Genomic DNA, 23,774 nt, shown 5'->3' on the forward strand with positions numbered 1-23,774 from the left:
GAAAATGTGGCGGTTGCGTGAGGTGCCCGTCAACGGCGGCCGCCGCTTCGTGTCGTTGATTGACGGGATGTGACGGAATCGACCCGAGGCGCGTCACGGAATGACATGGCGCGTCATGAAGCGCGGCGGATGCGTGACGAACGCGGTTGTGGCTCGGTACGTTCTTCGCACTGCCGCGGTATTCGTGCCGATCAGGCACCGTCCGTCGGGCGTCACGTTCTGCCAGTGACCGAACCGCCCGACAGCGAACCTCCAACACCGAACCGCAACACCGAACCGCAACACCGAACCGCGAACACGTGATACCCAACGAAGGGACCCGACCATGACTCAGCTGACCGACCTCGAAACCAGCCCGCTCCGCGCATCCGCAGACGGTGCATCCGCGAGCCGCGCATCCGCCGGCAACCTGCCTGAAGCCCAGCGTGAGGAACTGTCGCTCGGCGCCGACTACGAGGCAGTGGCGGCGAAATTCCGCTCTATCTTCGAGCGAATTGCCGCGACGGCGCTCGAGCGCGAACACCAGCGCAGGCTGCCGCACGAGGAGATCGACTGGCTCAAGCAGGCCGGGTTCGGCGCCGTGCGCGTGCCGCGCAAGTACGGTGGCGACGGCGTCTCGCTGCCGCAGCTGTTCGAGCTGCTCATCGAGCTCTCGGCGGCGGATTCCAACATTACCCAGGCGCTGCGCGGTCACTTTGCATTCGTGGAGGATCGCCTGAACCAGCACGCCACGACCGACCAGTCCGCGTGGTTCGCGCGCTTCGTGAGCGGTGAGACCGCGGGGAACGCGTGGACCGAGGTAGGCGAGGTGAAGGTCGGCGACGTCAATACGCGTGTGCAGGAGACGCCGAACGGGCTTGTTGTCAACGGCGAGAAGTTCTACACAACGGGCAGTATTTACGCCGACTGGCTCGACGTCTACGCCGGCCGCCACTCGGACGACGAACCGGTGATCGCGCTCGTCAACCGTCACCAGCCGGGCGTGACCATCAGCGACGACTGGGATGGCTTCGGCCAGCGCACGACCGGCAGCGGCACGACCGTGTTCGAGAATGCCGCGGTGGACGCAGAAAACATCACGGTGTTCACCGACCGTTTCCGCTACCAGACCGCGTTCTATCAGCTCGTGCACCTCGCAACACTCGCCGGCATCACCGAGGCCGCGTTGAGCGAGTTCGCGCAGCAGGCTCGTGCCCGCAAGCGCGTGTTCAGCCACGGCTCGAGCGAACAGTGGAGCCAGGATCCGCTCGTGCAGCAGGTCGTCGGCGTCGCGTCCTCGCAGTCGTTTGCGGCCCGCGCGACCGCGATTCGTGCTGCCGAGTCGGCGCAGGATGCGTACCTCGCGCGTTTCTCCGCGGTCGCCGGTCTCGAAGGGGCTGTCGAGGAGGAGCAGCGCGCGAACCAGCGGGCCGAGCTCGAGTCGGCGCAGGGCCAGGTCGTCATCATCGACCTCGCGCTCGACGCGACGAGCAAGCTCTTCAACGCGCTGAGCGCATCCGCGGCCTCAGAGGCGAAGGCGCTCGACCGCTACTGGCGCAACGCCCGAACGGTGTCCTCGCACAACCCGGTGATCTTCAAGCAGCGCATCGTCGGCGACTGGGCGATCAACGGCACCGAGCTGCCGTACGCCTGGGCGATTGGGGCGCAAAAGAACTCGACGGCCGAGTAGCAACCGAGTCGCCGAGTAAGCCTGGCTTGGTCGGTCGCCGACTAGGCCGCAGGCCGTATCGAGGCGCAATATCCTTCAGTACCTCGGCGCCGTACCAAAGGTTAGGTAAACACCCTTCAATATGGCTGGCCCAGCCGCGCCTGAATCTCGGCGATCAAGGCATTCCGATCTGCGGCGAGGAAGGACTGCAGGACGGGAACCACGCCCGCCGAGCGTGACTGCGCGTACGCAGCGCGGTCTGTCGTGAGTCTTGCCGTCCAGACGCTGAGATTGACGGCGAGTCTGGCGACGACTGAGTCGCAGACGACGTCGATTTCGCCAGCCTCGAGTGGAACGCGCGTGCCCCAGCCCTTCAAGACATCGAGCAAGCCGGCGACAGGTTCGCTCGCGCGCCGACTCGCGTATGCGCCAGCCACGACGAGTTCCGCAACGCGCGGCGCCCACACCATGTCGCCAAAGTCGAGCACGCCGGTGACCGAATCCCCGGTCACGAGCAGGTTCGAATCGTGGAGGTCGTGATGGACAACCTGTTGGGGGAGCGAAGAGAGCTTGTCCGCGACGTGCTCGATGAACCGGTCATGCGCCAGCTGCAGGACTTCGCGTACCACGGGATCCGTTGCGGCCGGCATGGTGGTGGCCAGGGTCTCGAGAGTACGGGTGAGTTCCCACGGATGCGAAATCGGTTCGGGCGGCGCGGGCCAAGCGGCCAATCCGCGCGAGATTGCCGCCGCCGTGCGCCCAACCTCGCGCAATAACTCTGGCGAGGGTCGAACCGAGTCGAGCGGGGTTCCTTCGAGCCATTGACCCAAGTGCACGATCGCCGACGGTTGCGAGCCGGGGGATGCATCCGGCCGCCCCGACGATTGGGCGACGTCCGCCACCACCAGTGACGTGCCGCTCACTGACGGCACGGTCCGCGCCACAGGCACGCCGAGCGACTCAAGATGATCCATCGCCGCAGTTCGCCAGGACTCCAAGGCAAACTGCGAAGTTGAAAACCTTGAGGCCTTGAACGCGAGCTGTCGCCCATCCGCCGCAGCCACGCGAAACACCGTGGCGAGCTCGCTCGGCATCGCGTGCATGTCAACCGCTTCGATCCCGTAATCGCGACGCAATATCGCACGCGCCTCCGAATCGTCGAGCGTGAGCACTTCCGGGGTGACGGCGTTATCGGGCATCCAGGCAGTCTGCGGCAGAATCGGTTGTATGTCTACGACTCCCTCCCGAGTTCACATGGCCATGGGCTTCGACCCCGACGAAGACGTCGACCTCGATCCCGCGACGAGAGCACTCATCGAGCGGCGCGACCGCGTACTCGGGCCGTCGTACCGGCTCTTCTACCGCGAGCCCGTCGCGATCGAAAGCGGCAAGGGCGTTTGGCTCAAAGGGATGGATGGCCGTGACTACCTCGACGCCTATAACAACGTCCCGGTCGTCGGGCACAGCCATCCGGCGATCACCGCGGCCGCCACCGCGCAGCTCGCGACGCTCAACACGCACACGCGCTACCTCACCGAGCCGGTCATCGCCTACTCGGAGCGGCTGCTCGCGACGTTCCCGGATGCACTGAATCGCGTCACGTACACGTGCACCGGCAGCGAGGCGGTCGACCTCGCGGTCCGCACCGCGCGTCACGCGACGGGCAACCGGGGCCTCATCATTTCCGAGCACGCCTATCACGGCACGACAGTTGCAGCGGCAGGAATTTCGCCGTCGCTCGGCCCCAACAACCCGCTTGGTGACGATGTGGTGACCATCGCATCCGTCGACACCGCGCGCATCCCGCCCGAGCAGGTCGCGGCAAAGCTCGAGGCGGATGTGCGCAGCGCGATCGAGCAGCTCCAAGAGTCGGGCGCGGGTGTCACCGCGATCATCCTCGACTCGATCCTGTCGAGCGATGGTGTGCAGGTCGAGCCAGCAGGGTTTCTCGCGCCGCTGGTCGATCTCGTGCACGAGGCGGGCGGGCTCTACATTGCCGATGAGGTGCAGCCCGGCTTTGGCCGAACCGGCGAATGGTGGGGCTTCGAACGCCACGCGCTCACGCCTGACCTCGCGGTACTTGGCAAGCCCATGGGCAACGGCATTCCGATCGCCGCGCTCGTCGGTACGGAGGAATCGCAGCGCAAGTTCGGCGAAGACATTCGCTACTTCAATACGTTCGGCGGGAACCCCGTGAGCATCGCGGCGGCGAACGCGGTACTCGATGTGATCGAACAGGAGCAGCTGCGGCAGAACGCTGCCGAGGTCGGGCGGATGCTGCTGACCGGCCTCGAGCGGATCGGCGCCGACGACGACCGGGTACTGCACGTGCGGGGTGCGGGGCTCTTTCTCGCGATGGAGTTTGCGGATGCTGATGGCGCCCCCGACGAGGCGCTCGCGGCTCGGGTCGTGAACGGGATGCGCGACGAGGGCGTGCTGATCAGCGCGTCGGGCCCGGCTGCTGCGGCGCTGAAGATCCGCCCGCCGCTTGTGTTCGACTCCGGCAACGCGGAGCAACTCCTCGAGACGCTGGAGCGGGTGCTGCGGAGCACCCGCTAACGCGCCGAATCTGTTGCCCGGACGCAGACAACGAAGCCGGTGACTGCATCCACCAGACAAGGTGAGTAGCCACCGGCTTCGGTTCGCGCAACGATGGGCTAGTAGACCGACTGCCCCGCCAGCTCCGGCGCAAACGCCCCGCGATAGCGAGCCGCCGGGTGCCGGTCGTTGAGCCGCGCATCCCCAAACAGCTTCTGTCGAAGCGGACCCGGTGCGTACTCGCTCTGTGCGAGGCCGCGCTCGCGCAGTACCGGCAGCACCTTCTCGGCGAACTCCTCGAACGAGCCGGGCAGCACATAGTTCATGACATTGATCCCGTCGACGTCCGCCGCACGCCACTGCTCCAGCTGATCCGCGATCTGCTCGGGCGTGCCGACAATCTGATTCCCGCGCGCCAGCAGCGTGCCGACGTCGGACATGACCGGCTCGCGATCTTTGACGGCGAATCGCGTCCACTCGAGGAAGCCCTTGGCCGTGTTGGTCTTGATGTCCTTCAGCGGAGTCTCGGGCGGGTAGACGCGACCGTCCGCATCCACGAGCGCCATGTGCGCGAGGTGTCCCTCGCTGCTCGCCCAGCGGTCGAATTCCTCCGCCTTCTCGTTCGCCTCGATCTCGGTGTCGCCGATGATGAAGCTCAGGCCAGGGAAGAACTTGATGTCGCCCGGCTCGCGTCCCGCCTCGACGGCGAGGGCACGGGTTTCGGTGATGAGCGCCCTGGCAGCTTCGGGGGTCGTGGTCGGGATGAACGTTGCCTCGGCATGTCTCGCGGCGAATTGGCGGCCGGATGCGGATGCGCCGGCCTGAAAGAGCAGCGGCGTGCGCTGGGGCGAGGGCGCGGGTAGGTGCGGGCCCTCGACTTTGAAGCGCTCGCCCTCGTGGTAGATCTTGTGAATCTTGGATACATCGGCGTAGATGCCGCGTTCCTTGTCCTTCAGCAGCGCGCCCTCATCCCACGAGCCCTCCCAGAGCTTGTAGACGACGTCGACGTATTCCTCGGCCCAGCGGTAGCGCTCAGTGTGGTCGACGAGGTTGGGGAGCCCGAAGTTGCGCGCCCCGTTGTCCTGCGTTCCGGTCACGATGTTCCAGGCGATGCGACCGCGCGAGATATGGTCGAGCGTCGAGATCTGCCGCGCGAAGTTGAACGGGTGGTTCTGCGCGACGTTCGACGTAAGCGCGAGGCCGATGTTCTCGGTAACCACAGCGAGCGCGCCCAACAGCACGGTTGGGTCGTTGCTCGGCAACTGCAGACCGTGCCGCGCGTAGACCTCGTATTCGGCGTCCGCATCCCCGTAGTGGCCGGTCACGTCGGCGAAGAACATCGCGTCGAACTTTGCCTCCTCGAGGAGTCTCGCGAGGTTGATCCACAGGTCGACGTTCTCGAAGTCGACCTGTCCCGCATCCGGTTGGCGCCAGTGGCCGTGCTTGATGTGGGAGTTCGTGTTCATCACGAACGCGTTGAAGTGGAGTGGGCGGTCCTGCGTGCTCATAGCAATCCCTTTCGGTGTCGTTGGCACCAGTGTTCGGTGCGAGCCGTCATCGCGAAACCGCGTGTTACGCCGGGCGGCAGCGCGTGACTTCGCGTTACGCCGGATGTCGGTGGGTCACGTGCCGCACCCATTGCCGGTAGCGCTCGCCAGGGGCGAAGTGCGGGCAGGGAAGAGCGTTACCGGCAAGGGGTACCGGTGCGTCCGGCAATGATGAGCGTTACCGGCAAGGGCTACCGGCGCTCGCGGCAATCGCGAGCGCTATCGGCAATTCCCGGCTATCGGCGGCTACCGCCCGCCGACCGACCCACCGCCGATGCCGCCGCCGGCCATCCCGCCGCCACCGAAGCCGCTCGCGCTCGCCCCGCCGCCTTCGCCAGAAGGCATCGTGGTCTGCGTGGTGTGCTTCAGGTGAGTCATCGCGGTCGCGAACACAACAGGGCTGTAGCCGTAGAGCCAGACCGGGGCCGTGCCCGCGGACTCGTACTTTGCCTGCAGCTCCTTCGCCCAGGTTCGGTCGAGGCCGAACAGGGATGCATACGGCAGCAGCTGCTCGTAGACCTCGATCACGCGGGCATCCAAGCCAACGCGCTCGGCGGTCTCGGCCGACTGCAGCGACTGGATGCGATCGGCCTCGGAAAGCTTGATGTACTCACGCAGGCCGCGAAGGTGATCATGCGCCTCCGCGCCCTTTGCTGTCCGCAGGCGAGTTGGGATGGATGCGGCAACCACGGCGAGGGCGAACAGCAGCAAGGTGCCCACCAGGGTGAACCCGATCAACGCACCGCCATTCACAATGAGCATCACGATGAGGGCCGCGAATGACACGACGATGGACGGAACCGCCACCCAGAGCGTCCGTCGTTTCGCAGCGGAAGCCGCCACTGACTTCTCGATAAACCCGTCGTCGACCACCGCCTTGCGGGGTACCTTGCCGAAGCGGCTATAGGCCTTACCGAGCTTCTCGTTGCCCCGAATCGCGATCACTTCCCCACTCGGGAAGAGTACCGAATCCACGAAGTGCTGCTCGATCTCGGGCAGCGAGCTGGCATCGTCGAGTTTCCGAAGCTGGGGATCGAGCAGCTTTTCGCCTGTGCCCCACACCTGGGACGGCTCCTTCGCGTCCTCCGATTCTTCGATGCGAAGGGCACCGTGCACGGCGCCGAAAAGGATGCTCGCCGGGAACGCCCGCTGCGCGAGCGTGGGCATGAGCTGTGCCGCGATCTGCGGCGAGACATCCTCGCGAGGCTCGTACTGGGCCACCACGACGCCACCGGGTGCGTGCCGCGAACGCCGCAGCTGCACCACGAGCAGCACGGCGCTGGCGAGGAGACCGCCGAGGGCAATCGCCGCCACTGCAAACGGGAACCAGCCGACTCGATCGAGCAGCGAGAGCTCCGGCACCGTGCCCGGCTCGAAGCCGATGTTGATCGTGACCGTCGTGTTTGGCTCCATCGCGCCGGGCTCGACGTGGTAGCTCAGCCCATCCGCGAGAATCTCGCACGGGTCGGTCGCCCCGGCGGTGCCGAGATAGCAGGATGCATCCCCAACCCGAGCCTCGGCAAGCTCTGGCGCGAGGGTCACCTGAGCCGAGAACGAATGGATGGGCTGCACGCGCGAGGTTGGGAGGAGATCGGCGTAGAGCTCCTGGACTTCGGGGTTCCCCAGGTCGGCGATCACGTCACGCAGCTTGTAGGAGAGAACATAGGTCTGCTTACCGTGCACGAACTCGTCGGTGCCGATCTCGACCGTCAGCACCCCGCCCGAGACATCGCTGTCGAACTCGACCTCGTTGCCTGCGGCGTCGTGCACGCCGACGTCGGTGACCTCCATCCGCCCGTCTGCGATGTCGAGCGGCACCGATCGAACAATGCCACGATTCTGGTCGATTTCCGGGAACACCGGAACGATCGTCTCAGTGACCTCAGCGTACGAACGCTCCTTCCCGCCGGGCGTGCGCTCGATGCCGACGTGCCAGTCGCTCGTCCAGCTCTCGAACTCGAAGTTCTCGACCGAACTCTCGTCGGCGAAGGCTGGCGTCACGCTGCCGACGACTCCGAGTATCCCCGCGAGCAGGACCAGCAGCAGCGCGAGGAGCGCGCCCGAACGTTTTGCACGCGCGCCGATCGTCGGCGGCTGAATCCGAGCAGCTGGGGTGGGCTGGGGAATCACGGCAATCCTTCCCGATGCGTCACCTCAACTGTAGGTGTGCCGGGCTGAACGCGAGCGGGTCGCGATGTCGACTGGGATAGGCTGCGTCGCGACCGGCTCGAGGCGAGTCGTCGACGCGGAGTGCGCCTGGGCGGGTGTGATCGCTTAGACGCAGCCGGCGAGCACATCGCGCATCGCGGCGTCCTCGTCGGGCGTGACCCAGAGGTCGTACGTCGCCTTGATCACGATCTGCCGCGCGACGTACGTGCAGTGGTAGGTCTCGTCCGGTGGCAGCCACTGGGATGCGTCGCTCGATTCCTTCTCGTCGTTCGCCCAGTCGACCGTCGGCTGGAGGTTCATCGGGTCGTTCGCGAGCTCGAGGCGCTCCTGCTGCGTGAGGTCCTGTGCGCCGGTGCGCCACGCGTTGTAGAGCGCGACGACGTGGTCGATCTGCACCTTGTCGCTCGTGCCCTGGCCGCGCATGAACTCAACGGTCTCGCCCGTGTAGGGGTCGTCGAGCACGCCGAAGTCGACGCGGCAGCCATCGCGGTTCAGCTCGACCTCCTCGAGCTGGTCGGCGAGCACTTCCTGGCGGGTGTTGCAGTCGTCGCCATCGAGGTCTGCCCAGCCCTCCCCGAAGTACTCGTCCCGCTGGAAGTAGCCGTCCCACTCGGTGCGCTCGGCCACGGGGATGGTGTCGAGTACATCGAGCGCGGTCTCGGCGAGGGATGTGTCTGCAGCCGCGTTGTCGGTTCCGCTGCCCGCCTCCGCCTCCGCGTCCAGCACTTCCTGCGTGAGGATGGGCAGTGGCGCGCTGTCGCCGGTCGCGCCTGAGGTGCCGGAGTCGGTGGAGCCCGATGCGCATCCTGCGAGCAGCAGGGCAGCCGCGATGGGCACCGCGATGCGGCGGATGCGTCGGGTGCGTCGGGTGCCGAGGGTGCGGCTGGTCGCGGGGCTGGAGTGGCTCACGTTGCTCCTGGTGCAGGCGTCATTCGAACACCTGCCAGCTTAACGCGGCGTCGCCCGCCGGCCATTGCCGCCGAGGCTCTGCATTCGAGTTAAAGCGGCCAACCCTTGCAGCTAGCCGCCATCATTGCCTGTCTACGGGGCGGGGCAGGCGTTACCGACAGGGGTAGCGGCGAGCGCAGGCGCATCACTCAGCTGCACCTTGCAGCTAGCCGCCATCATTGCCGGTGTACGGGGCGGGGCCGGCGTTACCGGCAGGGGTAGCGGCGAGCCGGGGGCTCGGCCGCGCCCGCCTCCCTACGGCTGCGCGACGGGCACGCGGTGGCGCGTGATCTCAGCAATCGCCTCGCGCGCGGCCAGACGACCCGCCTCGACCATCGCATCCACGTGCTTCGCGGACCACTGCGAAAACCCCTCGAGCTTCGGTTGCACGAGTAGCGTCGTGGGGTCAGTCTCGAGGTCGCCGACATGCGGCGCGAGCGAGCGCATCCCGCGCAGCGGACGCTCCGGTCGGATGCGCACAGCGATGACGTGCGAGGCGCCGAGCGACTTCGCGACACGAATGGGAAGGTTCTCGACGAGGCCCCCGTCATAGAGCAGCTGCCGACCTCGACGAATAGGGGGGAACACTGCGGGGATGGCCATGCTCGCGCGGATCGCCTCTGCGACCGAACCCTCGGTGATCACGATCTGGTTGCGGCCGATGACGTCGGTGGCGGTCGCCGCAAACTTGCGGGGGAGGTCCTCAATATTGCGGTCTCCGCCGAGACGCTCGACGGTGTGCAGCAGTCCGTCGGAGTTCAAAAGGGCTGGGCCATCGGGGAACCGACGCAGCGCCGTCTGGGGCTTTCGGCCGAAGATGTGGCGCGAGAAGGTACTGATCGACGCCTCGCCGGCGAACTTTCGCAATACCGAGAGCGGGATACCTGCGGCATAGCCAGCGCCAATAATGGCGCCCATGCTCGTGCCTGCGACGATGCTCGGTCGGATACCGCGGCTGTGCAGCTCCTGTAGCACGCCGACGTGGGCAGCGCCGAGTGCGCCACCGCCGCCGAGGGCGATGCCGATTCGTATGTTGTTGTTCTCGGTCGCGGCGAACGGGAAAAGTTGTTCAGCGGCGAGTGGGCCGTGGGTCAAGCAATCATCTCCAAAACTGTGGAACCGTCCCGGTACTACAAAGGGGGAGGGATGGGGGCGGTCCCGAATGAGCCGATGCTAGGGACGAAGCCTGTGGAATTTGGCGATACTCTCAGGATTAAAGGATTGACGAAACGCGAGCCGTTAAGGGTGAACCAGGTGCGACGAGTGAGGAAACGCGGGATGATCGCGGCGCTCGCGATCTCAGGATGCGCGCTCGCGGCGTCGACCGTGACGCCGGCTGTCGCGACACCAGCGAGCATGACGCCTGCGAACGCAACGAGCACGCCGACGCTCCCCAATCCGTCCGCCGCGCCGGACGCACCCTCAGCTGACGATGGCCTCTGGTACTACACGGACACCGGCGTTGCCGAGATCCACGATTCCGGCATCACCGGCGAAGGCGTCACCATCGCGATCATCGATTCCCCGATCAACCTCGACGTGCCAGACCTCGCCGGGGCGCGCATCCACCCCCGAACCGACCAGCTGTGCCCCGGGTTTACCGGGGTGGAAGCGACCGAACGGGCGCGGCACTCGACCGCCATGGCCTCGCTGCTCGTCGGCAACGGTGCCGGCATTGTGGAAGAGCCTGGTGTGCTCGGAGTCGCACCGGATGCGGAGATCCTGCACTATGCCGTGCTGGGGGTAGCGGTGAACGAGTGCGATGCGCCGCTCGCCGATCTCGTGACGGACGCTGTCGAGCAGGGCGCCGACATCCTGAATCTCTCGATCGCCTACGACTCACCGAACGACGCCCAGAAGGCGATCGACGTTGCGCTCGCGGCGGGACTCGTCGTGAATGTGGCGGTGCAGAATCAGTCGAGCGATCGGCTTGACCTCTTATCGGGGATGCCCGGGGTTGTGTCGATCGAAAACGTGGATCAGGGCGGCAACCCCGACGAGTTCTCGGTGACCGGCCCCGGTCTCGACTTGCTCGCCCCGGGCGTCGGAATCCGGATGCTGCGGACCGACTTTTCGGGGTACGAGCTCGATGACGGCACCTCGCCCGCTACGGCGTGGGTGAGTGGGGTGTTCGCGCTCGCGAAGTCGGAGTGGCCGGATGCGACGGGGAACCAGCTGATTCAGGCCGCGATCCGGAGCACGACGCCCGAACCGACCACCGCATCCACCGAGCTGCCGCCACGCACCGACTCGAGCGGTTACGGCCGGCTCGACCCGCGCATCCTTCTCGCCACCGACCCGTCGCAGTTCCCTGACGAGAATCCCCTGCTCGAGGTCGGCGCGACGGCAGACCCAACCGAAACACCCCCGGTGACGCCGCTCGAAAACGCGCCGGCCGCCTCGAGGTTCATCTGGCTCGTGGGAGGATTCGTCGCCGTCACCGGGTTGTACGCGCTGTTGCTGGTAGTTCGAAGGCGGCGCTACCGGCGCGGGCGCTGAACACCGACGAACCCCGGGGCGGAGCATCCACCCTTGGGTTCGCAAGCTTCGGCCCATGCGTAACGATTCAGGCCTTGCCGATCGCCGCGAGGTACTGGTCGAGGGCCTGGGTGAGCACCGCCGCGCTGGTCGTCGGGCCACCGAAGCGGTGCACGCCCTGGTCGCTGTGGAGGAGCAGCGTCGGGTACGAATCGATACCCAGCGCGCGCAGCTCACGGAACTCACGCTCGGCCTCTTCGCGGCTCGCCGGGTCTCGGTACGCGGCCTCGGTCGCGTCGGCGTCGAGGCCCAAGTCGGTGGCGATGGTGCGGTACGTTTCGACGTCGGAGAGGTCCGCGCCATCCATGTACCAGGCCGACTGGAGCGCGCTCGCCAACTCGAGCTCGCGATCGGGTGCCTGCTTGCGCAGGGCAACAAGCCCGGTTGCCGCGTCGGTCGAGTCCATCACCCGCGTGCCGTCCTCGAGAACCCTCTGGTAGTCGTCACCGAAGGCGACTCCGGTGAGCTCCGCGATTCGTTCGTTGGCGCCGGGGATGTGCGGGTACGCCTCGATCGGCTGGGCGCGCGGGCCCGAGAAGAGGCCGCCCGAGAGCACCTTGAGATCGATTCGGTCGGCATTCTGAGCCGCGAACTCGCGGAGCGCGGGGCTGAATCCGTAGCACCAGCCGCAGTAGGCATCGAAGGCGTAGGTGAAGGAAGTTCGAGTGTTCATGGGCTCCCACCGCTTGGTTCCGAAAATGACTTTGTATGGCTTCGAAGTTATCGGCATGGCCAGGCCCAAACGAGGTCAGGTACGGTCGAGCAATGGTGAAAAACGGACAGGAAGAGATCCTCGAAGTTCGATATACCCCGGCAGCAGGGGGTACTGCGGGCGTCGAGGTGGTCTCGGTCGCCGAACTGTGGCGCAGGATGCAAACTCGCGCGCCAAGTTCGCGGGCGCAGCGGCCGGATTTTCACGTGCTGCTCACAGTGAGTGAAGGCGTGACCTGGCACATGGTCGATTTTCACCACTACGCGTTGGCCGACGGGGCGTGGCTGTGGGTCCGGCCCGGCCAGGTGCAGCGTTTCGGAGACCTGGCCGAGGCATCCGGCACCGTCGTGATGTTCTCTTCGGGCGTGCTGTCACCGAGCATCGCGGCGGAAGCCGCCCTCGACGACCCATTTGGCCAGACGCTGTGGCAGCCAACCGGCCCCGAGGCGGCGACGCTGCAGCGGGCACTTTGCCGGCTGCAGGAGGAGTTCGATGCCACCGACGTTCCGGCATCCACGCGGGCCGCAATCCTGCAACACCTGCTTGCCGCGCTGCTGCTGCGGCTGACCAGCCTGGACTCACCGACCAGCACAACTCGTCGAGAGCACTCCGAAACGTTCCTGCGCTTTCGCGAGGCGGTCGAGGACGGTTTCACCGAGCGGCGGGACGTTGGCTCGTATGCCCGTCGACTCGGGTACTCGCCACGGACGTTGACGCGCGCGACGGGGGATGAGGTCGGCGTCGGCGCGAAGGAATTCATCGATCGGCGCGTGATCCTCGAGGCTAAGCGGCGGCTGGCCCACACCGATGACCCGGTGGCGATCATCGCAGCCGCGCTCGGGTTTCCCGACGCCAGCAATTTCGTGAAGTATTTCTCGCTTCGTGCCGGCACGACGCCGACAGAGTTCCGGCGGCAGTTTCGTTCGGGCGAATGATCTCCGTGGGATAGCCCCATCGGCGTATCGTCGCGGGCATCAATCCCTGAAAGGGTGGAAGGATGCGCGCGCAATTGAAACTTCAACCGTTCGCCATCCGATTCGTCATGGCCTTGGCGGTCGTTGCGCTGGCGATCGTCGCCCTGCCGTTCGGCACATCCACCGCGCGCGCCAACGTCAACGATTTCACGTTTGCGAGCTGGCACACCGAGGTCGACGTGAGCGTCGAGAAGGGCGCGTTCGGTGGGGACATCGTGCGCTCACACTTCACGGAGACGGTCACGGCGGTGTTCCCGGACGAGGATCAGAACCGCGGGCTCGTGCGGGCGCTGCCGGTGGCGATGGGCCATCAGACGATGCGGGTTGAGGATGTGTCGGTGACGGATGGTGCGGGCAACCCGGTGCCGTTTGAGCTTTCGCAGGCATGGGGTCCGGAGGACGTCGTCATCTCGATCGGCGACGAATCGTTCGTGCACGGCGAGACGACGTACGTGATCACCTACGACCTCGTGAACACGATGCGGTGGCGTGAGAGTTCCGATCAGTTTGAGTACGCACCGAACCTCGTGCCGCCATATCGACTGCAAGAAATCGAGGAGTTTTCGGCGACTGTGCGGATGCCGCAGGAGCTCATGGACCACGTCGCCCCGGTGCCCTCCCATCGCGATTACGAGGGCGTCCACGGTGCCGACATCGTCTGTTTCATGGACGAACTCTATGGCGAGCGCGAATGTCCGGTGACCGTCGCATCCCAACGTGACGTCGTGTCGATCAGCATCTCGGAGCCGGCATTGGCAGACCGTGACGTGACGCTCCGGGTCACCCTGGACGAGGACGCGCTGCGCGGGTCGGTGGCGTTCGACGCGCTGCTGTTGCCGCAGGTGCTCAGCTTTATGGCGCTCATTGCGGGCGTGGTGCTGACGGTGATTGCCCAGGTGTGGGCGTCGCGGAACCGAATTCCGAAGACGCACAGCCCTTTGATCGCGAGATATGAGACGTCGATCACGCCCGTGTTGGCGAGCATCCTCCTCCGATATGGTGGACGACCTGATCGGGCGCTGACACTGTCGGCGAGCATCCTGTTTGCCGCGGTTCGCGGGGTACTCGAGTTGTCAGAGGGCGACTCGAGTGGCGCTAAAAATCCCGTGACGCGCGTTCGACTCGTGGCACCGCTTTCGACCTTGCCGGAGGAATCGCAACGATTCATCCGGGAGGTGCTGAGAATCAGCAATGTGGGTGATGAGCGTGTCCTCGGCGATGGCGAGCACGGTGTCGGCGACCGCTGGGAGAAGTTCGTGTCGGATGCACTCCAGGAGCCGACACGAGCCGGTCTGATTGGACCCACGCCACTCGCGAAGAAGCGCAAATGGCTCGTGGCCAGCCCGTTATTGTTGACGGCGATCTCGGCGCTCGCGATGATTCTGCTGTGGAACCACGTGGCCGATGACCTCACTCTCTGGGTGTTCCTAGCCGGGATTCTCGGCGGAATCGCGCTGATCTGGCTGCTCTATCTCGTCGTGTTTGATCGCGGGGAGGGGCTCACCGAGCGTGGGATGGGCCTATACGAGGAGCTCCAAGGCGTGAAGCAATACATCGACCTTGCGGAGGCCGATCGGCTTGCGATGCTGCAAGGGCTGGGCACCGCGGATCGAGACGACGTCGACGGTCGTGCGGTGCTGGACGTGTACGAGAAGCTACTGCCATACGCCGTGCTCATGGGCTACGCATCCTCGTGGGCGTCGCTGGTCACCCACTGGCAGCGCGAATCCGCGACGGACCTCGCCTGGTTCCCGGCGAGCACCGACCTGTCACACACCGTGACCGGGCTCAACGCCTCGACCCTCGCATCCACACCGACACCGTCGTCGAGCTCGGACGGCGGTTCTTCGAGCAGTTACTCCGGTGGCGGTTCCGCGGGCGGCGGCTTCGGCGGCGGGTCGGTCGGCGGGCGGTAGGGGTGCGCGGCCCAGCACATCCCGTAAGACCACCTACAGCCCGAGCAGCTCCCGCAATTCGTGCGCGTTTGAGGCCACCGCGACGGCGCCCTCATCCTCGCCGACCTGGCCATAGCCCCAGTTGACGTAGATCGTGGGGATGCCGTGCTGGGCTGCGCCCTGGACGTCGTAGAACCGGTCGCCGATCATGATGACGTTCGAGAGATCGACGCCCTTCTCCCGCAACCGGCGGACGGCCTCCTCGACAACGTCCTCTTTCTTCGAGCGCGACTCGTCGTCGGTTGCACCCGTGATGAAGTCGAACTCGTCGGCGATGCCGTAGTAGTGCAGCACACGGCTCGCGGCCGACTCGGGCTTGCTCGTCGCGGTTGACTGCGGGATGCCCGCGCGACGCACATCGCGCACGAGCTCCGGCAGGCCCGCAAACGCGGGGGAGTCGACGAGGCCGGACTCCTCGTGAATCTCGCGGTAGGTCTCGAGCGCGTGCAGAATCTCGATCTGATCGTCGAGGTGCTCCGCCTTGAACGAGTCGATGATCGGCGGGCCGACGTAGCTGAGAAGCGTGTCATCGCTCGGAATCGGCATGCGGAACACGTCGTAGGTCTTGCGCATCGCCTCGATGATGCCGGCGGCGGAGTCGGAGATAGTGCCGTCGAGGTCCCAGAGCACGGCGGTGAAGGGTGCCACACCGGTACCGAGCGGCATGTCTACCGGCGTCAGCGGGCGGGCTTGTGGCTGGACCCGCCGCGAGATCGTGGTCGGCGCGATTGGCGGCTGCTGCATAACGGTGACGGATGCGGGAGAGAAATTGCCCGCCGCGTCACGCTTGACGCGCGGCCCGTCGAGGGGGAACCGCACGTCGCCGCCGTGTCGCTCACGCGTGGCAGTCCGTGCCTCGTCGAAGTCTGACTCGGCGAACGATTCCTGCCCGGAGTGCTCTCGCGCCGCGAGTTTCTGCTCCGCCTCGGGGTCGACTTCCTCGAGCAGCGGCGCGTCAACGGGGCCGGTTTCGTCGACCGGTTCGTAGAATCCGTCGTTGTTGCTCATCGGTTCAGCCTAGCCTCGTTCGCTTGCGAGCTTCGTCGCGGTCTCCCAGAGGATGCGCGCCGAGCGCTCCCAGGTGAACTGGCGCATGTGCTCGAGACCGGCCGCGATTGTCGCCTCTCGCGCCGCAGGGTCGTCGAGCGCACCGACCTGCGCGGCAAACGCGCGCGCGTCCCACGGCGCGAAATAGCGCGCTCCGTCGCCTGCAACCTCGTGGAAGATCTCGAGGTCCGTGACGACTGCGGGGGTGCCAAGGGCGAGCGCCTCCGCGATCGGCAGGCCGTAGCCCTCGTCGAGCGACGCGGTAACGAGCACCGCGTCGTCGTGCAGGATCTGCGCGTATTCCTCGTCGCTGACCCCCTCGTGGAACACGACGTCCGCGCCCGCCGGCACGATCGCCTCGAGTTCGCGCCGCCGCTCCTGGTTGATCCTGCTCAGGAGGTGGAGCGTGCGGCCGGGCAGCTCGCGCATCCCCTCGATCAGCGTCTCGACGCCCTTGTACGGCATGAACGAGCCCATGTAGACGAGGTTTCGGATGGGCTGGCTCGCGTCGGCAATGTCTGAGGAGGTCTGGCTCGTGGTCGCCGGCGGGTGGTGCGGCTCGGCTGTAGCGGCTGCGCTGCTAGATGCGTGATCCAGCTGGGCGGCGGACTGGCCCAGCTTCGCCGCGGTTTGGTTCAGGATCGGCGTCTCTTGCGCCTCGGGCAGGAGCGCGCGCAGGTCGTTGGGCGCGTTCGGGATGACCACGACCGGCCGCTTCGTGAGCCGGTGACCGAGGATCTCGCGCTTGGAGGTCTCGGAAACCGTGGCCACCGCATCCGCGCCGTCGAGCGCGAGCCGCTGCGGGCCGTACGTGAGGTGGTAGGCGCGCCAGCCCAGCCGAAGCAGCGGGCTGAGATTGGTCGGCGGCTTGCGGTGGCGGTAGTAAATGAGGTCGTGAAGCGTGACGATTACCTTGAACTTGCGCCCGGCGGTGCCGATGGTCTGCAGCGGCGAGAAGACGACGTCCGGCCGATACTTGTTGAGCTTCATCGCGGCGATCGGCTCGAGCGCCGACTCGTTCGAGTGGAACAGCAGCCACTTCGCGCCCTCGGGGAGGTGCTCGAGCTGGCGCTCGTCGTGGATGAGGAAGGTCACCTCATCGGGCGACTGCGCGTGCACAGCGTTGCCGAGTTGGGCCGAGTAGCGGCTAATCCCGTCGTGAAAATCGGTGCGGATGTAGCGCGCGTCAAAGAAGAATCGCATCGCCTCGAGCATACGACGGTCGACATTCAATCTCCGAGTAGGCGCGGAGCGGCATATCGAGGTGCGCCACGCGAGACCAAACAGGGAGGTTCGTATACTCGGCCTGAACGCAGCAAGAGTGGGGAACCCGAACGTGACGATTGACGGCCCGAAGAACGAGATTCCGAAGAACGAGGCTCCGAGCAGCACAGTGTCCTCCGAAGCGCTCCGGATCGGAGTCCGGCCGATCCCAACTACCGAGCCTGATCTCAACGATGCCGTCGTGGCGCTGATTGACGCTCAACTCGCGGAGAGCGATGCCAGGCTGCCAGCGCCGACGCGCGAGCGTGTGCGCGCGACGGTTGCCGCGCATCCCGACATCGCGGAGATCGTCGTGGACGTCAGCGACGCCGTGATCCCGATCGCACTGGATGAAGCGCCGCAGCCCGGGTCTGCCGAAGACGAACCCGGCGACGCTGCTGGCGCGCCCCGGCCCGAGATCGCGGCGCGGGTTGAAGCGGTGGCCGGCCGCGTGCGGCTTACCGGGAAACCCATCCACCTTGAATCGCTCCCAGTAACGGTCGCAGTGGATGCGAAGAACCTCGCGGTCGACTGGGTGGAGGACGTTGACGGCGTCCTGTGGTTCGACGCGGGGCGAAAGCGCCCCGGATTTCAGGCCGACGGAGAGCTGCAGTTCGATATTGACGACGCGCGGGCCATGTTCCGCGCGATGGCGGATGCCATGGCGAAGGAGGCACAGGGCCGTGTCAAGGAAGTCGACTTTGACGTCGATATCGAGCGGCCGATGGGCGGGGAACAGCTCGTGACGCTGACCGGCACGCTCGACGGCGGTTGTAAGTTCATCGGGCTGCGCGTGAGTGCGCATGTTGTCGCGGCGCTGCACAATGCATCCGCGAAGGTCACGGTGCGCGACTTCTCGCTCAAGACCTCAAACCCGTTCGCAAAGCTCGCGCTATTCGTGTTTCGCAAGCGCATCCGGGAGTGGGCCAGTACGCCGTTTGACCTGATTCCCGATCTTCCCGAGGACTACCGGGTCGACGCCCTCGAACTGCGCACGCGAGGCCGCGCAGTCACCGCGACCCTCCGCATCCGCTAAACCGGCGCAACCCGCGAACGCGACTGCGCAATGCTAGCGCGGGTCGTGCATCCTCCGCAGCGAGCGCCAGCGAGTCGCCTCGCTACCGGTCGGGACGTTCAACCGCGGCGGCCGCGCGTCGATCGAAAATGCCAAGGAGCGCGAGCGTAAAGCCAAGCTGGGCGAGCCCGGCAGCGAGGTAGATGTGGTGCAGGATGCCCGTGCCGGTCATCAGCACCACTTCTACGTAGATCCAGATCACCATTCCGAATCCCGCGACGCCGGACCAGAACGCGGCGGATGCGCGTCGCTTCCACAGCGTGATCAGCGCCGCGAGCTGGGTGCCGCCCACGACCACGAGCAGGATCCAGCCGGGGATGACGAAGCTCGTGAATATGCTCGGGCGCATGACCTCGTCGAACGGCATGCCGGGCGCACCGGCGATGACGAGATAGTAGAACCCGAGAATGCAGCTGACGACGTTGAAAATTGAGATACCGATGAGAGTCCAGCGCCACATGATGCCCACCAATGTTGATGTGTTCGCGTACTGCCAGCGTAGCCAGCGCGTGTGAACGGCACCGTAACGTCACGGATACTAGTAGCCAAGAGAGAGCCACTGACCGAAGGAACAAGGGTGTCCACTTCCTCCTCGACCAACACTTCCCCCAACACTTCCCCAAACACTGACCAGAACGTGCTGACCGCGCTCGTCGCGGGGCTCGCATCCGGCGGCATCGAGGTCATCGACCTCACGAACAAGCTCAGCCCCGAGACCCCGACGCTGCAGCTGCCCGAGCCGTTCTCGAACCTCATCGACCTCAGCATCGAGAAGGTGAGCGAATTCGACGACGCGGGTCCCTTCTGGGCCCACAACAATCTCCACGTTGGTGAGCACATCGGCACGCACCTCGACGCGCCCATCCACTGGATCTCTGGACGCGACGGCGACGATGTCTCGCAGATACCGGTGCCGCGCCTTGTCGGCCCCGCCGTGGTCATCGACAAGAGCGCTGAGGCCGCGGAGAACCCCGACTTCCTGCTGACGGTCGAACACATCCAGGAGTGGGAGGTCGAGCACGGCAAGCTTCCGGCCGGCGGCTGGCTGCTTTACCGCACGGGCTGGGACAAGCGGTCACAGGATCAGGATGCGTTTCTCAACTTCTACGACGGCACGAGCCATACGCCGGGAGTTACTTCGGAGGCCGCGCGCTGGCTGGCGGAAGAGACGGAGATCGCGGGCTTCGGCGTCGAGACGGTCGGCATTGACGCCGGCGATGGTTTCGTGCTCGAGCCGCCGATGCCGGTGCACTACTACCTGCTCGGCAACGACAAGTACGGCGTGACTTCGCTGCAGAACCTCGCTTCGCTTCCCGTCACCGGTGCCGTGATCGTCGTCAGCCCGCTGCCGATCGTGGGCGGCACTGCGAGCCCGGCGCGCGTCCTCGCGCTGGTTTCGAAGTGAAACTCAATCTGTCAGAAACGGCACACATGAACGTCGGCGAAGCAGTAGGTCACGCACTCGCGCAACTCGGGGTGCGGCGCGCGTTCGGAGTGGTCGGCAGCGGCAACATCCTGGCGACGAACGGCCTCATCGAGGGCGGCGTCAGCTTCGTGGCCGCGCGCCACGAAGGCGGCGCGGTCACGATGGCGGATGCGTACGCGCGCATGTCCGGCGAAGTTGCCGTTGTCTCGCTGCATCCCGGATGCGGCCTCACCAACGCCGTAACCGGCATCGGCGAGGCGGCGAAGAGCCGCACCCCGCTCATCGTGATTGCGGGCGACACGGCGAATCCCGCCTCGAATTTCTTCATCGATCAGGATGCGCTGGCCACCTCGGTCGGGGCAACGAACGTCCGACTCCGCTCGCCTGAAACGGCACTCGAGGATGCGCGGCGCGCCTACGCGATCGCGCTCCGCGAGCGTCGCACGGTCGTCTTCCACCTGCCGATGGAGGTGCAGGAGCGCGATCTGCCAACCTTGCCCACACTCCGGCCGGTCGCGCCGTTCTCGGCACCCCGCGCATCCGACGAAGCGATCGAAGAACTCGCCGAAGCGCTTCGAGCCTCGAAACGCCCGGTCTTCATCGCCGGCCGCGGCGCTCGCGGCGCGGCCTCACGCGATGCGCTCGCGGTACTCGCCGATGCCACCGGTGCGCTGCTGGCCGAGGGCGCCGTCGCTAAGGGCCTGTTCGCGGGAAACCCCTGGTCCATCAACGTTGCTGGCGGATTTTCGTCGCCGCTCACGGTGGAACTCATCGGCGGCGCGGATCTCGTCGTCGGCTGGGGGACCGCGCTCAACCAGTGGACGACGCGCCACGGCAAGCTACTTTCGCCCGACACCAAGCTCGTGCAGGTCGATATCGAGCCCGGCGGTCTCGAGCGCCAGCGCTCGGTTGACCTCGGGATATTGGGCGACGTCGCGGGCACCGCAGCTGCGACGACCGAGCTGCTTCGCGCATCCGGGCCAGGCACATCCGACTCAGACTTTTCTCGCGGGGACAACGTCGGCCCAGACGCATCCGTCCCTGACTCCTCTCGCCCAGACAACTTCGGCTACCGGTCCGAATCACTCAAGCAGCGCATCGCGGCCGAGATCAAGTGGCGAAGCGTACCGTTCGAGGATGCGAGCACGGCCGATCGGATCGACCCGCGCATCCTGTCGATCGTGCTCGACGACATGCTTCCCGCGGAGCGCATCCTCGCGATCGACTCGGGCAATTTCATGGGCCACCCGAGCATGTTCATCGATGTGCCGGATGAGAACGGGTACGTCATGACGCAGGCGTTCCAGGCCATCGGGCTTGGCCTTGCAACGGCGATCGGCGGCGCGCTCGCGCGGCCCGACCGGCTGCCGGTGCTCGCGAGCGGTGATGGCGGATTCCTGATGAGCATCGCCGATCTCGAGACCGTTGGGCGGCTCGACCTGCCGATGTTGATCGTGATCTACAACGACAATGCGTACGGCGCGGAGGTCTACCACTACGAGCCCGAGGGTGGTTTGCGGGATGCGGTGGTCTTCCCGGACACGGACATCGCGGCGATCGCGCGCGGGTACGGCTATGACGGCATCACTGTGCGGACGGCGAGCGACCTTGATCGGGTCGCTGCGTTGGTGCGCGCGGGCTTGACGAAGCCGCTGGTGGTGGATGCGAAGGTAGTCGGCGAGGCCTCGTGGTGGCTCGCCGACGCCCTCAAGCACTAGAACAGGCGGAGGATGCCCGAATCGTCGCCGCGCATTTCCTCGTAGTCGAGTACAACGCAGCGAATGCCGCGGTCCTCGGCGAGGGTGCGAGCCTGGGGCTTGATCTCCTGCGCGGCGAAGATGCCGGTGACCGGGGCGAGGAGCGGATCCCGGTTCATCAGCTCGAGGTAGCGGGTGAGCTGCTCGACGCCGTCGATCTCGCCGCGGCGCTTGATCTCGACGGCCACGGCCTTGCCCTCCGGGTCCCGCGCGAGGATGTCGACGGGGCCGATCGCGGTCATGTGCTCGCGGCGCACGAGGGTGTGTCCGTCGCCGAGCCGCTCGATCTGGGCGGCGAGGAGCTCCTGCAAGTGCGACTCGACGCCATCCTTGGTCAACCCCGGGTCAACCCCGAGCTCGAAGCGCTCATCCGAGATCCACTCGTAGATGTTCACGCGCAGCTTGTCGCCGGACTTCCGGTGCATGACCTCCCAGCACTCGATCACACCGGCCAGCTTCTGGTCTTCGCTCAGCTCGACGATGTCGAACACCGCAGGCGGGCTCATCCAGTTGAGCGGCTTGTACGAGCCGCCGTCACTGTGGACAAGCAGCGAGCCATCCGCTTTGTGGATGAGCAGACGTGTAGCTTCGGGTAGGTGTGCGGTGAGGCGGCCGACATAGTCGACCGAGCAACGAGCAATGACGAGGCGCATCCGAAATAGGGTAGTCGGTTTGGGCGGGAGCGCGTGGCGTTCGGGAACATGAGGTGCAGGTCGGAGCGCCCCGTTCGACAGGCTCGCGCCCCTTTCGACCCGCTCAATCACCTTCCCGCAAGGGCAAGCGTCGAAGGTCCTTATCGGGATGCGCCGAGCACGATCCAGCGGTCGGTCACGGCCCGCGCCACTAGCGTCACGCCACGCGCGATGAGGTAGCCGCCGAAGGCGCCCCACAATAGGTTCACCCCGGCCGCGCCATCCGCGCCCGTCCCAAGCACGAGGAACACCAGCCCGACAAACACGATCAGCGGGATGATCCCGATGATCGCGAGGTACTTCACGTCTCCTGCTCCGATGAGCACGCCGTCCAGCACGAATACGAGCCCGCCGACGGGCAGGAACACCGCCATCGTGATGAATGCCGAAGGCAGCATGTCGAGCACGGCGAACTCGTTCACGAACAGCCTGCCAAGGAATGGCGACAGGGCGCCCACGATGAGCATCAAGATGACGCCGAGGCCGATTCCCCACCACACGAGGGTCCAGGTGAGTCGCTTCACCTGGCTCCGATCCCCGGCGCCCAAGTCATGACCGATCATGGCCTGTGCGGCGATGGCCAGCGCATCCAACATGAACACGAGCACGTTGTAGACGGTGTAGGTCACCTGCAGGGTCGCGAGTTCGGAGACCCCGAGTTGGGCGCCAGCCCAAACGAGCAGTAGGAGGGCGATGCGCAGCGTCACCGTGCGCAGGATCATGAGCGCGGAATCGCGCAGGGCCTCGCGGGGCTTACCGATGCCCATCGACAGGCTCACGTCGTGCTCGTTCGCCGCGCGCACTGCGACGATGATGTAGACGACGGCCATCAACGTCTCAGAAATGATTGTGCCGAGCGCGGACCCCGCGATGCCCAGCTGTGCCCCATAAATAAGCAGCGCATTGAGCCCGACGTTCATGACCGCGCCACCGACCGCGACCACGAGCGGGGTGCGAGTGTCTTGCAAACCGCGCAGAAGACCGGTTCCCGCGATCACGAGCAGCATGCCGGGCAGGCCCCACAGCGAGACGGTGAGGTAGCTCATCGCCGCTTCGTAGACGAACGGATCGTCGGTGAACGCGCTCACCGCCGGTCCTGCAACAATCAGGCCGATCAGCAGCAGGATGATGCCGCTGCCAAGCCCCAGCCACATCCCGTCGATACCCGCGCGGATCGCGCCCGCGCGATCGCCGGCACCGAGGCGCCGAGCGACAGTCGGCGTCGTCGTGTACGCCAGGAACACCATCAGGCCCGTGATCGTCGTGATGATCGTGGCGCCGATCGAGAGCCCGGCAAGCACCGATTCGCCGAGGTGACCGACCATCGCGGTATCCGTCATGACGAAGAGTGGCTGCGCGACGAGCGCGCCGAGCGCGGGCACGGCAAGGGCCAGGATGCGTCGGGTCGTCTCAAAGCGCGCGGTCACTTGATCATTCTCCCAGGAAACGTTCGGGTTAGTGTCGCCAACTACGCGCCCAGCGAAC

The 23,774-nt window shown here is 66.0% G+C and carries 19 protein-coding genes; 8 read left to right on the top strand and 11 right to left on the bottom strand.

Annotated features, from left to right (window positions below):
- Nucleotides 1-325 precede the first annotated feature (325 nt).
- On the top strand, nt 326-1,669 hold the full coding sequence (locus tag GMOLON4_RS12600) for an acyl-CoA dehydrogenase family protein (protein ID WP_084147431.1): 1,344 nt from the start codon (nt 326-328) through the stop codon (nt 1,667-1,669).
- A gap of 116 nt (nt 1,670-1,785) precedes the next feature.
- On the opposite strand, the gene GMOLON4_RS12605 is transcribed toward GMOLON4_RS12600, so the two are convergent.
- Nucleotides 1,786-2,847 carry a phosphotransferase gene (locus GMOLON4_RS12605; RefSeq protein WP_026936550.1) on the bottom strand — a complete coding sequence of 354 codons (1,062 nt, stop codon included), beginning with the start codon at nt 2,845-2,847 and terminating at the stop codon, nt 1,786-1,788.
- 28 nt (nt 2,848-2,875) lie between these two features.
- Between GMOLON4_RS12605 and GMOLON4_RS12610 the strand changes: the two genes are divergently transcribed.
- Complete coding sequence (locus GMOLON4_RS12610) at nt 2,876-4,207, top strand: aspartate aminotransferase family protein (RefSeq protein WP_084147432.1); 1,332 nt, start codon at nt 2,876-2,878, stop codon at nt 4,205-4,207.
- A 98-nt stretch (nt 4,208-4,305) separates the two neighbouring features.
- Here the strand turns inward: GMOLON4_RS12610 and GMOLON4_RS12615 are convergent, their stop codons facing one another.
- The 4 genes from GMOLON4_RS12615 to GMOLON4_RS12630 all read right to left on the bottom strand — a co-directional run bounded on the left by GMOLON4_RS12615 (nt 4,306) and on the right by GMOLON4_RS12630 (nt 9,945).
- A complete protein-coding gene (locus GMOLON4_RS12615; protein WP_026936552.1) occupies nt 4,306-5,694 on the bottom strand; it encodes an LLM class flavin-dependent oxidoreductase in 1,389 nt (462 codons plus the stop codon).
- A 285-nt stretch (nt 5,695-5,979) separates the two neighbouring features.
- Nucleotides 5,980-7,863, bottom strand: a complete 1,884-nt coding sequence (locus GMOLON4_RS12620; RefSeq protein WP_026936553.1) for a DUF2207 domain-containing protein — start codon at nt 7,861-7,863, stop codon at nt 5,980-5,982.
- 144 nt (nt 7,864-8,007) lie between these two features.
- Nucleotides 8,008-8,811 (bottom strand): HNH endonuclease family protein, encoded by an 804-nt coding sequence (locus GMOLON4_RS12625; RefSeq protein ID WP_051266618.1) that lies wholly within the window; start codon nt 8,809-8,811, stop codon nt 8,008-8,010.
- A 294-nt stretch (nt 8,812-9,105) separates the two neighbouring features.
- Nucleotides 9,106-9,945, bottom strand: coding sequence for a patatin-like phospholipase family protein (locus GMOLON4_RS12630; protein WP_051266620.1), 840 nt, complete (start codon nt 9,943-9,945; stop codon nt 9,106-9,108).
- 183 nt (nt 9,946-10,128) lie between these two features.
- Between GMOLON4_RS12630 and GMOLON4_RS12635 the strand changes: the two genes are divergently transcribed.
- Nucleotides 10,129-11,349 (top strand): S8 family peptidase, encoded by a 1,221-nt coding sequence (locus GMOLON4_RS12635; RefSeq protein ID WP_026936555.1) that lies wholly within the window; start codon nt 10,129-10,131, stop codon nt 11,347-11,349.
- A 67-nt stretch (nt 11,350-11,416) separates the two neighbouring features.
- Here the strand turns inward: GMOLON4_RS12635 and GMOLON4_RS12640 are convergent, their stop codons facing one another.
- Nucleotides 11,417-12,061 carry a DsbA family protein gene (locus GMOLON4_RS12640; RefSeq protein WP_026936556.1) on the bottom strand — a complete coding sequence of 215 codons (645 nt, stop codon included), beginning with the start codon at nt 12,059-12,061 and terminating at the stop codon, nt 11,417-11,419.
- Between the two features lie 92 nt (nt 12,062-12,153).
- On the opposite strand from GMOLON4_RS12640, the gene GMOLON4_RS12645 reads away from it, so the two are divergent.
- Nucleotides 12,154-13,035: a helix-turn-helix domain-containing protein gene (locus GMOLON4_RS12645; protein WP_026936557.1), complete on the top strand. Its 882-nt coding sequence runs from the start codon at nt 12,154-12,156 to the stop codon at nt 13,033-13,035.
- A gap of 74 nt (nt 13,036-13,109) precedes the next feature.
- On the top strand, nt 13,110-14,990 hold the full coding sequence (locus tag GMOLON4_RS12650) for a DUF2207 family protein (protein ID WP_169516493.1): 1,881 nt from the start codon (nt 13,110-13,112) through the stop codon (nt 14,988-14,990).
- Nucleotides 14,991-15,023: 33 nt separating this feature from the next.
- Here the strand turns inward: GMOLON4_RS12650 and GMOLON4_RS12655 are convergent, their stop codons facing one another.
- Nucleotides 15,024-16,037, bottom strand: a complete 1,014-nt coding sequence (locus GMOLON4_RS12655) for an HAD hydrolase-like protein (protein WP_245575404.1) — start codon at nt 16,035-16,037, stop codon at nt 15,024-15,026.
- Between the two features lie 9 nt (nt 16,038-16,046).
- Entirely contained in the window at nt 16,047-17,279 is a 1,233-nt protein-coding gene (locus tag GMOLON4_RS12660; protein ID WP_026936560.1) for a glycosyltransferase family 4 protein, read from the bottom strand.
- Nucleotides 17,280-17,412: 133 nt separating this feature from the next.
- Here GMOLON4_RS12660 and GMOLON4_RS12665 point away from each other — a divergent pair, with 133 nt between their 5' ends.
- Entirely contained in the window at nt 17,413-18,375 is a 963-nt protein-coding gene (locus GMOLON4_RS12665; protein ID WP_146137533.1) for a hypothetical protein, read from the top strand.
- An 82-nt stretch (nt 18,376-18,457) separates the two neighbouring features.
- Here the strand turns inward: GMOLON4_RS12665 and GMOLON4_RS12670 are convergent, their stop codons facing one another.
- Nucleotides 18,458-18,874 (bottom strand): hypothetical protein, encoded by a 417-nt coding sequence (locus GMOLON4_RS12670; RefSeq protein WP_146137532.1) that lies wholly within the window; start codon nt 18,872-18,874, stop codon nt 18,458-18,460.
- A gap of 117 nt (nt 18,875-18,991) precedes the next feature.
- Here GMOLON4_RS12670 and GMOLON4_RS12675 point away from each other — a divergent pair, with 117 nt between their 5' ends.
- Both GMOLON4_RS12675 and GMOLON4_RS12680 read left to right on the top strand, forming a co-directional pair.
- Nucleotides 18,992-19,819, top strand: a complete 828-nt coding sequence (locus tag GMOLON4_RS12675; RefSeq protein WP_407648491.1) for a cyclase family protein — start codon at nt 18,992-18,994, stop codon at nt 19,817-19,819.
- Nucleotides 19,820-19,845: 26 nt separating this feature from the next.
- Nucleotides 19,846-21,558, top strand: a complete 1,713-nt coding sequence (locus GMOLON4_RS12680; RefSeq protein WP_026936563.1) for a thiamine pyrophosphate-binding protein — start codon at nt 19,846-19,848, stop codon at nt 21,556-21,558.
- Here GMOLON4_RS12680 and nucS read toward each other — a convergent pair.
- A complete protein-coding gene (nucS, locus tag GMOLON4_RS12685; protein WP_026936564.1) occupies nt 21,555-22,250 on the bottom strand; it encodes an endonuclease NucS in 696 nt (231 codons plus the stop codon). The genes GMOLON4_RS12680 and nucS overlap by 4 nt on opposite strands.
- Nucleotides 22,251-22,390: 140 nt before the next feature.
- Nucleotides 22,391-23,716, bottom strand: a complete 1,326-nt coding sequence (locus GMOLON4_RS12690) for an MATE family efflux transporter (RefSeq protein ID WP_026936565.1) — start codon at nt 23,714-23,716, stop codon at nt 22,391-22,393.
- Nucleotides 23,717-23,774 lie beyond the last annotated feature (58 nt).

Source organism: Gulosibacter molinativorax, from assembly GCF_003010915.2.
Taxonomy (GTDB): Bacteria; Actinomycetota; Actinomycetes; order Actinomycetales; family Microbacteriaceae; genus Gulosibacter; species Gulosibacter molinativorax.

Excerpts from the sequence above, each read along its gene's own strand:
- GMOLON4_RS12600 (WP_084147431.1), top strand. The coding sequence starts at position 326 with ATGACTCAGCTGACCGACCTCGAAACCAGCCCGCTCCGCGCATCCGCA.
- GMOLON4_RS12605 (WP_026936550.1), bottom strand. The coding sequence starts at position 2,847 with ATGCCCGATAACGCCGTCACCCCGGAAGTGCTCACGCTCGACGATTCG.
- GMOLON4_RS12610 (WP_084147432.1), top strand. The coding sequence starts at position 2,876 with ATGTCTACGACTCCCTCCCGAGTTCACATGGCCATGGGCTTCGACCCC.
- GMOLON4_RS12615 (WP_026936552.1), bottom strand. The coding sequence starts at position 5,694 with ATGAGCACGCAGGACCGCCCACTCCACTTCAACGCGTTCGTGATGAAC.
- GMOLON4_RS12635 (WP_026936555.1), top strand. The coding sequence starts at position 10,129 with ATGATCGCGGCGCTCGCGATCTCAGGATGCGCGCTCGCGGCGTCGACC.
- GMOLON4_RS12640 (WP_026936556.1), bottom strand. The coding sequence starts at position 12,061 with ATGAACACTCGAACTTCCTTCACCTACGCCTTCGATGCCTACTGCGGC.
- GMOLON4_RS12645 (WP_026936557.1), top strand. The coding sequence starts at position 12,154 with ATGGTGAAAAACGGACAGGAAGAGATCCTCGAAGTTCGATATACCCCG.
- GMOLON4_RS12655 (WP_245575404.1), bottom strand. The coding sequence starts at position 16,037 with ATGAGCAACAACGACGGATTCTACGAACCGGTCGACGAAACCGGCCCC.
- GMOLON4_RS12660 (WP_026936560.1), bottom strand. The coding sequence starts at position 17,279 with ATGCGATTCTTCTTTGACGCGCGCTACATCCGCACCGATTTTCACGAC.
- GMOLON4_RS12670 (WP_146137532.1), bottom strand. The coding sequence starts at position 18,874 with ATGTGGCGCTGGACTCTCATCGGTATCTCAATTTTCAACGTCGTCAGC.
- GMOLON4_RS12680 (WP_026936563.1), top strand. The coding sequence starts at position 19,846 with ATGAACGTCGGCGAAGCAGTAGGTCACGCACTCGCGCAACTCGGGGTG.
- nucS (WP_026936564.1), bottom strand. The coding sequence starts at position 22,250 with ATGCGCCTCGTCATTGCTCGTTGCTCGGTCGACTATGTCGGCCGCCTC.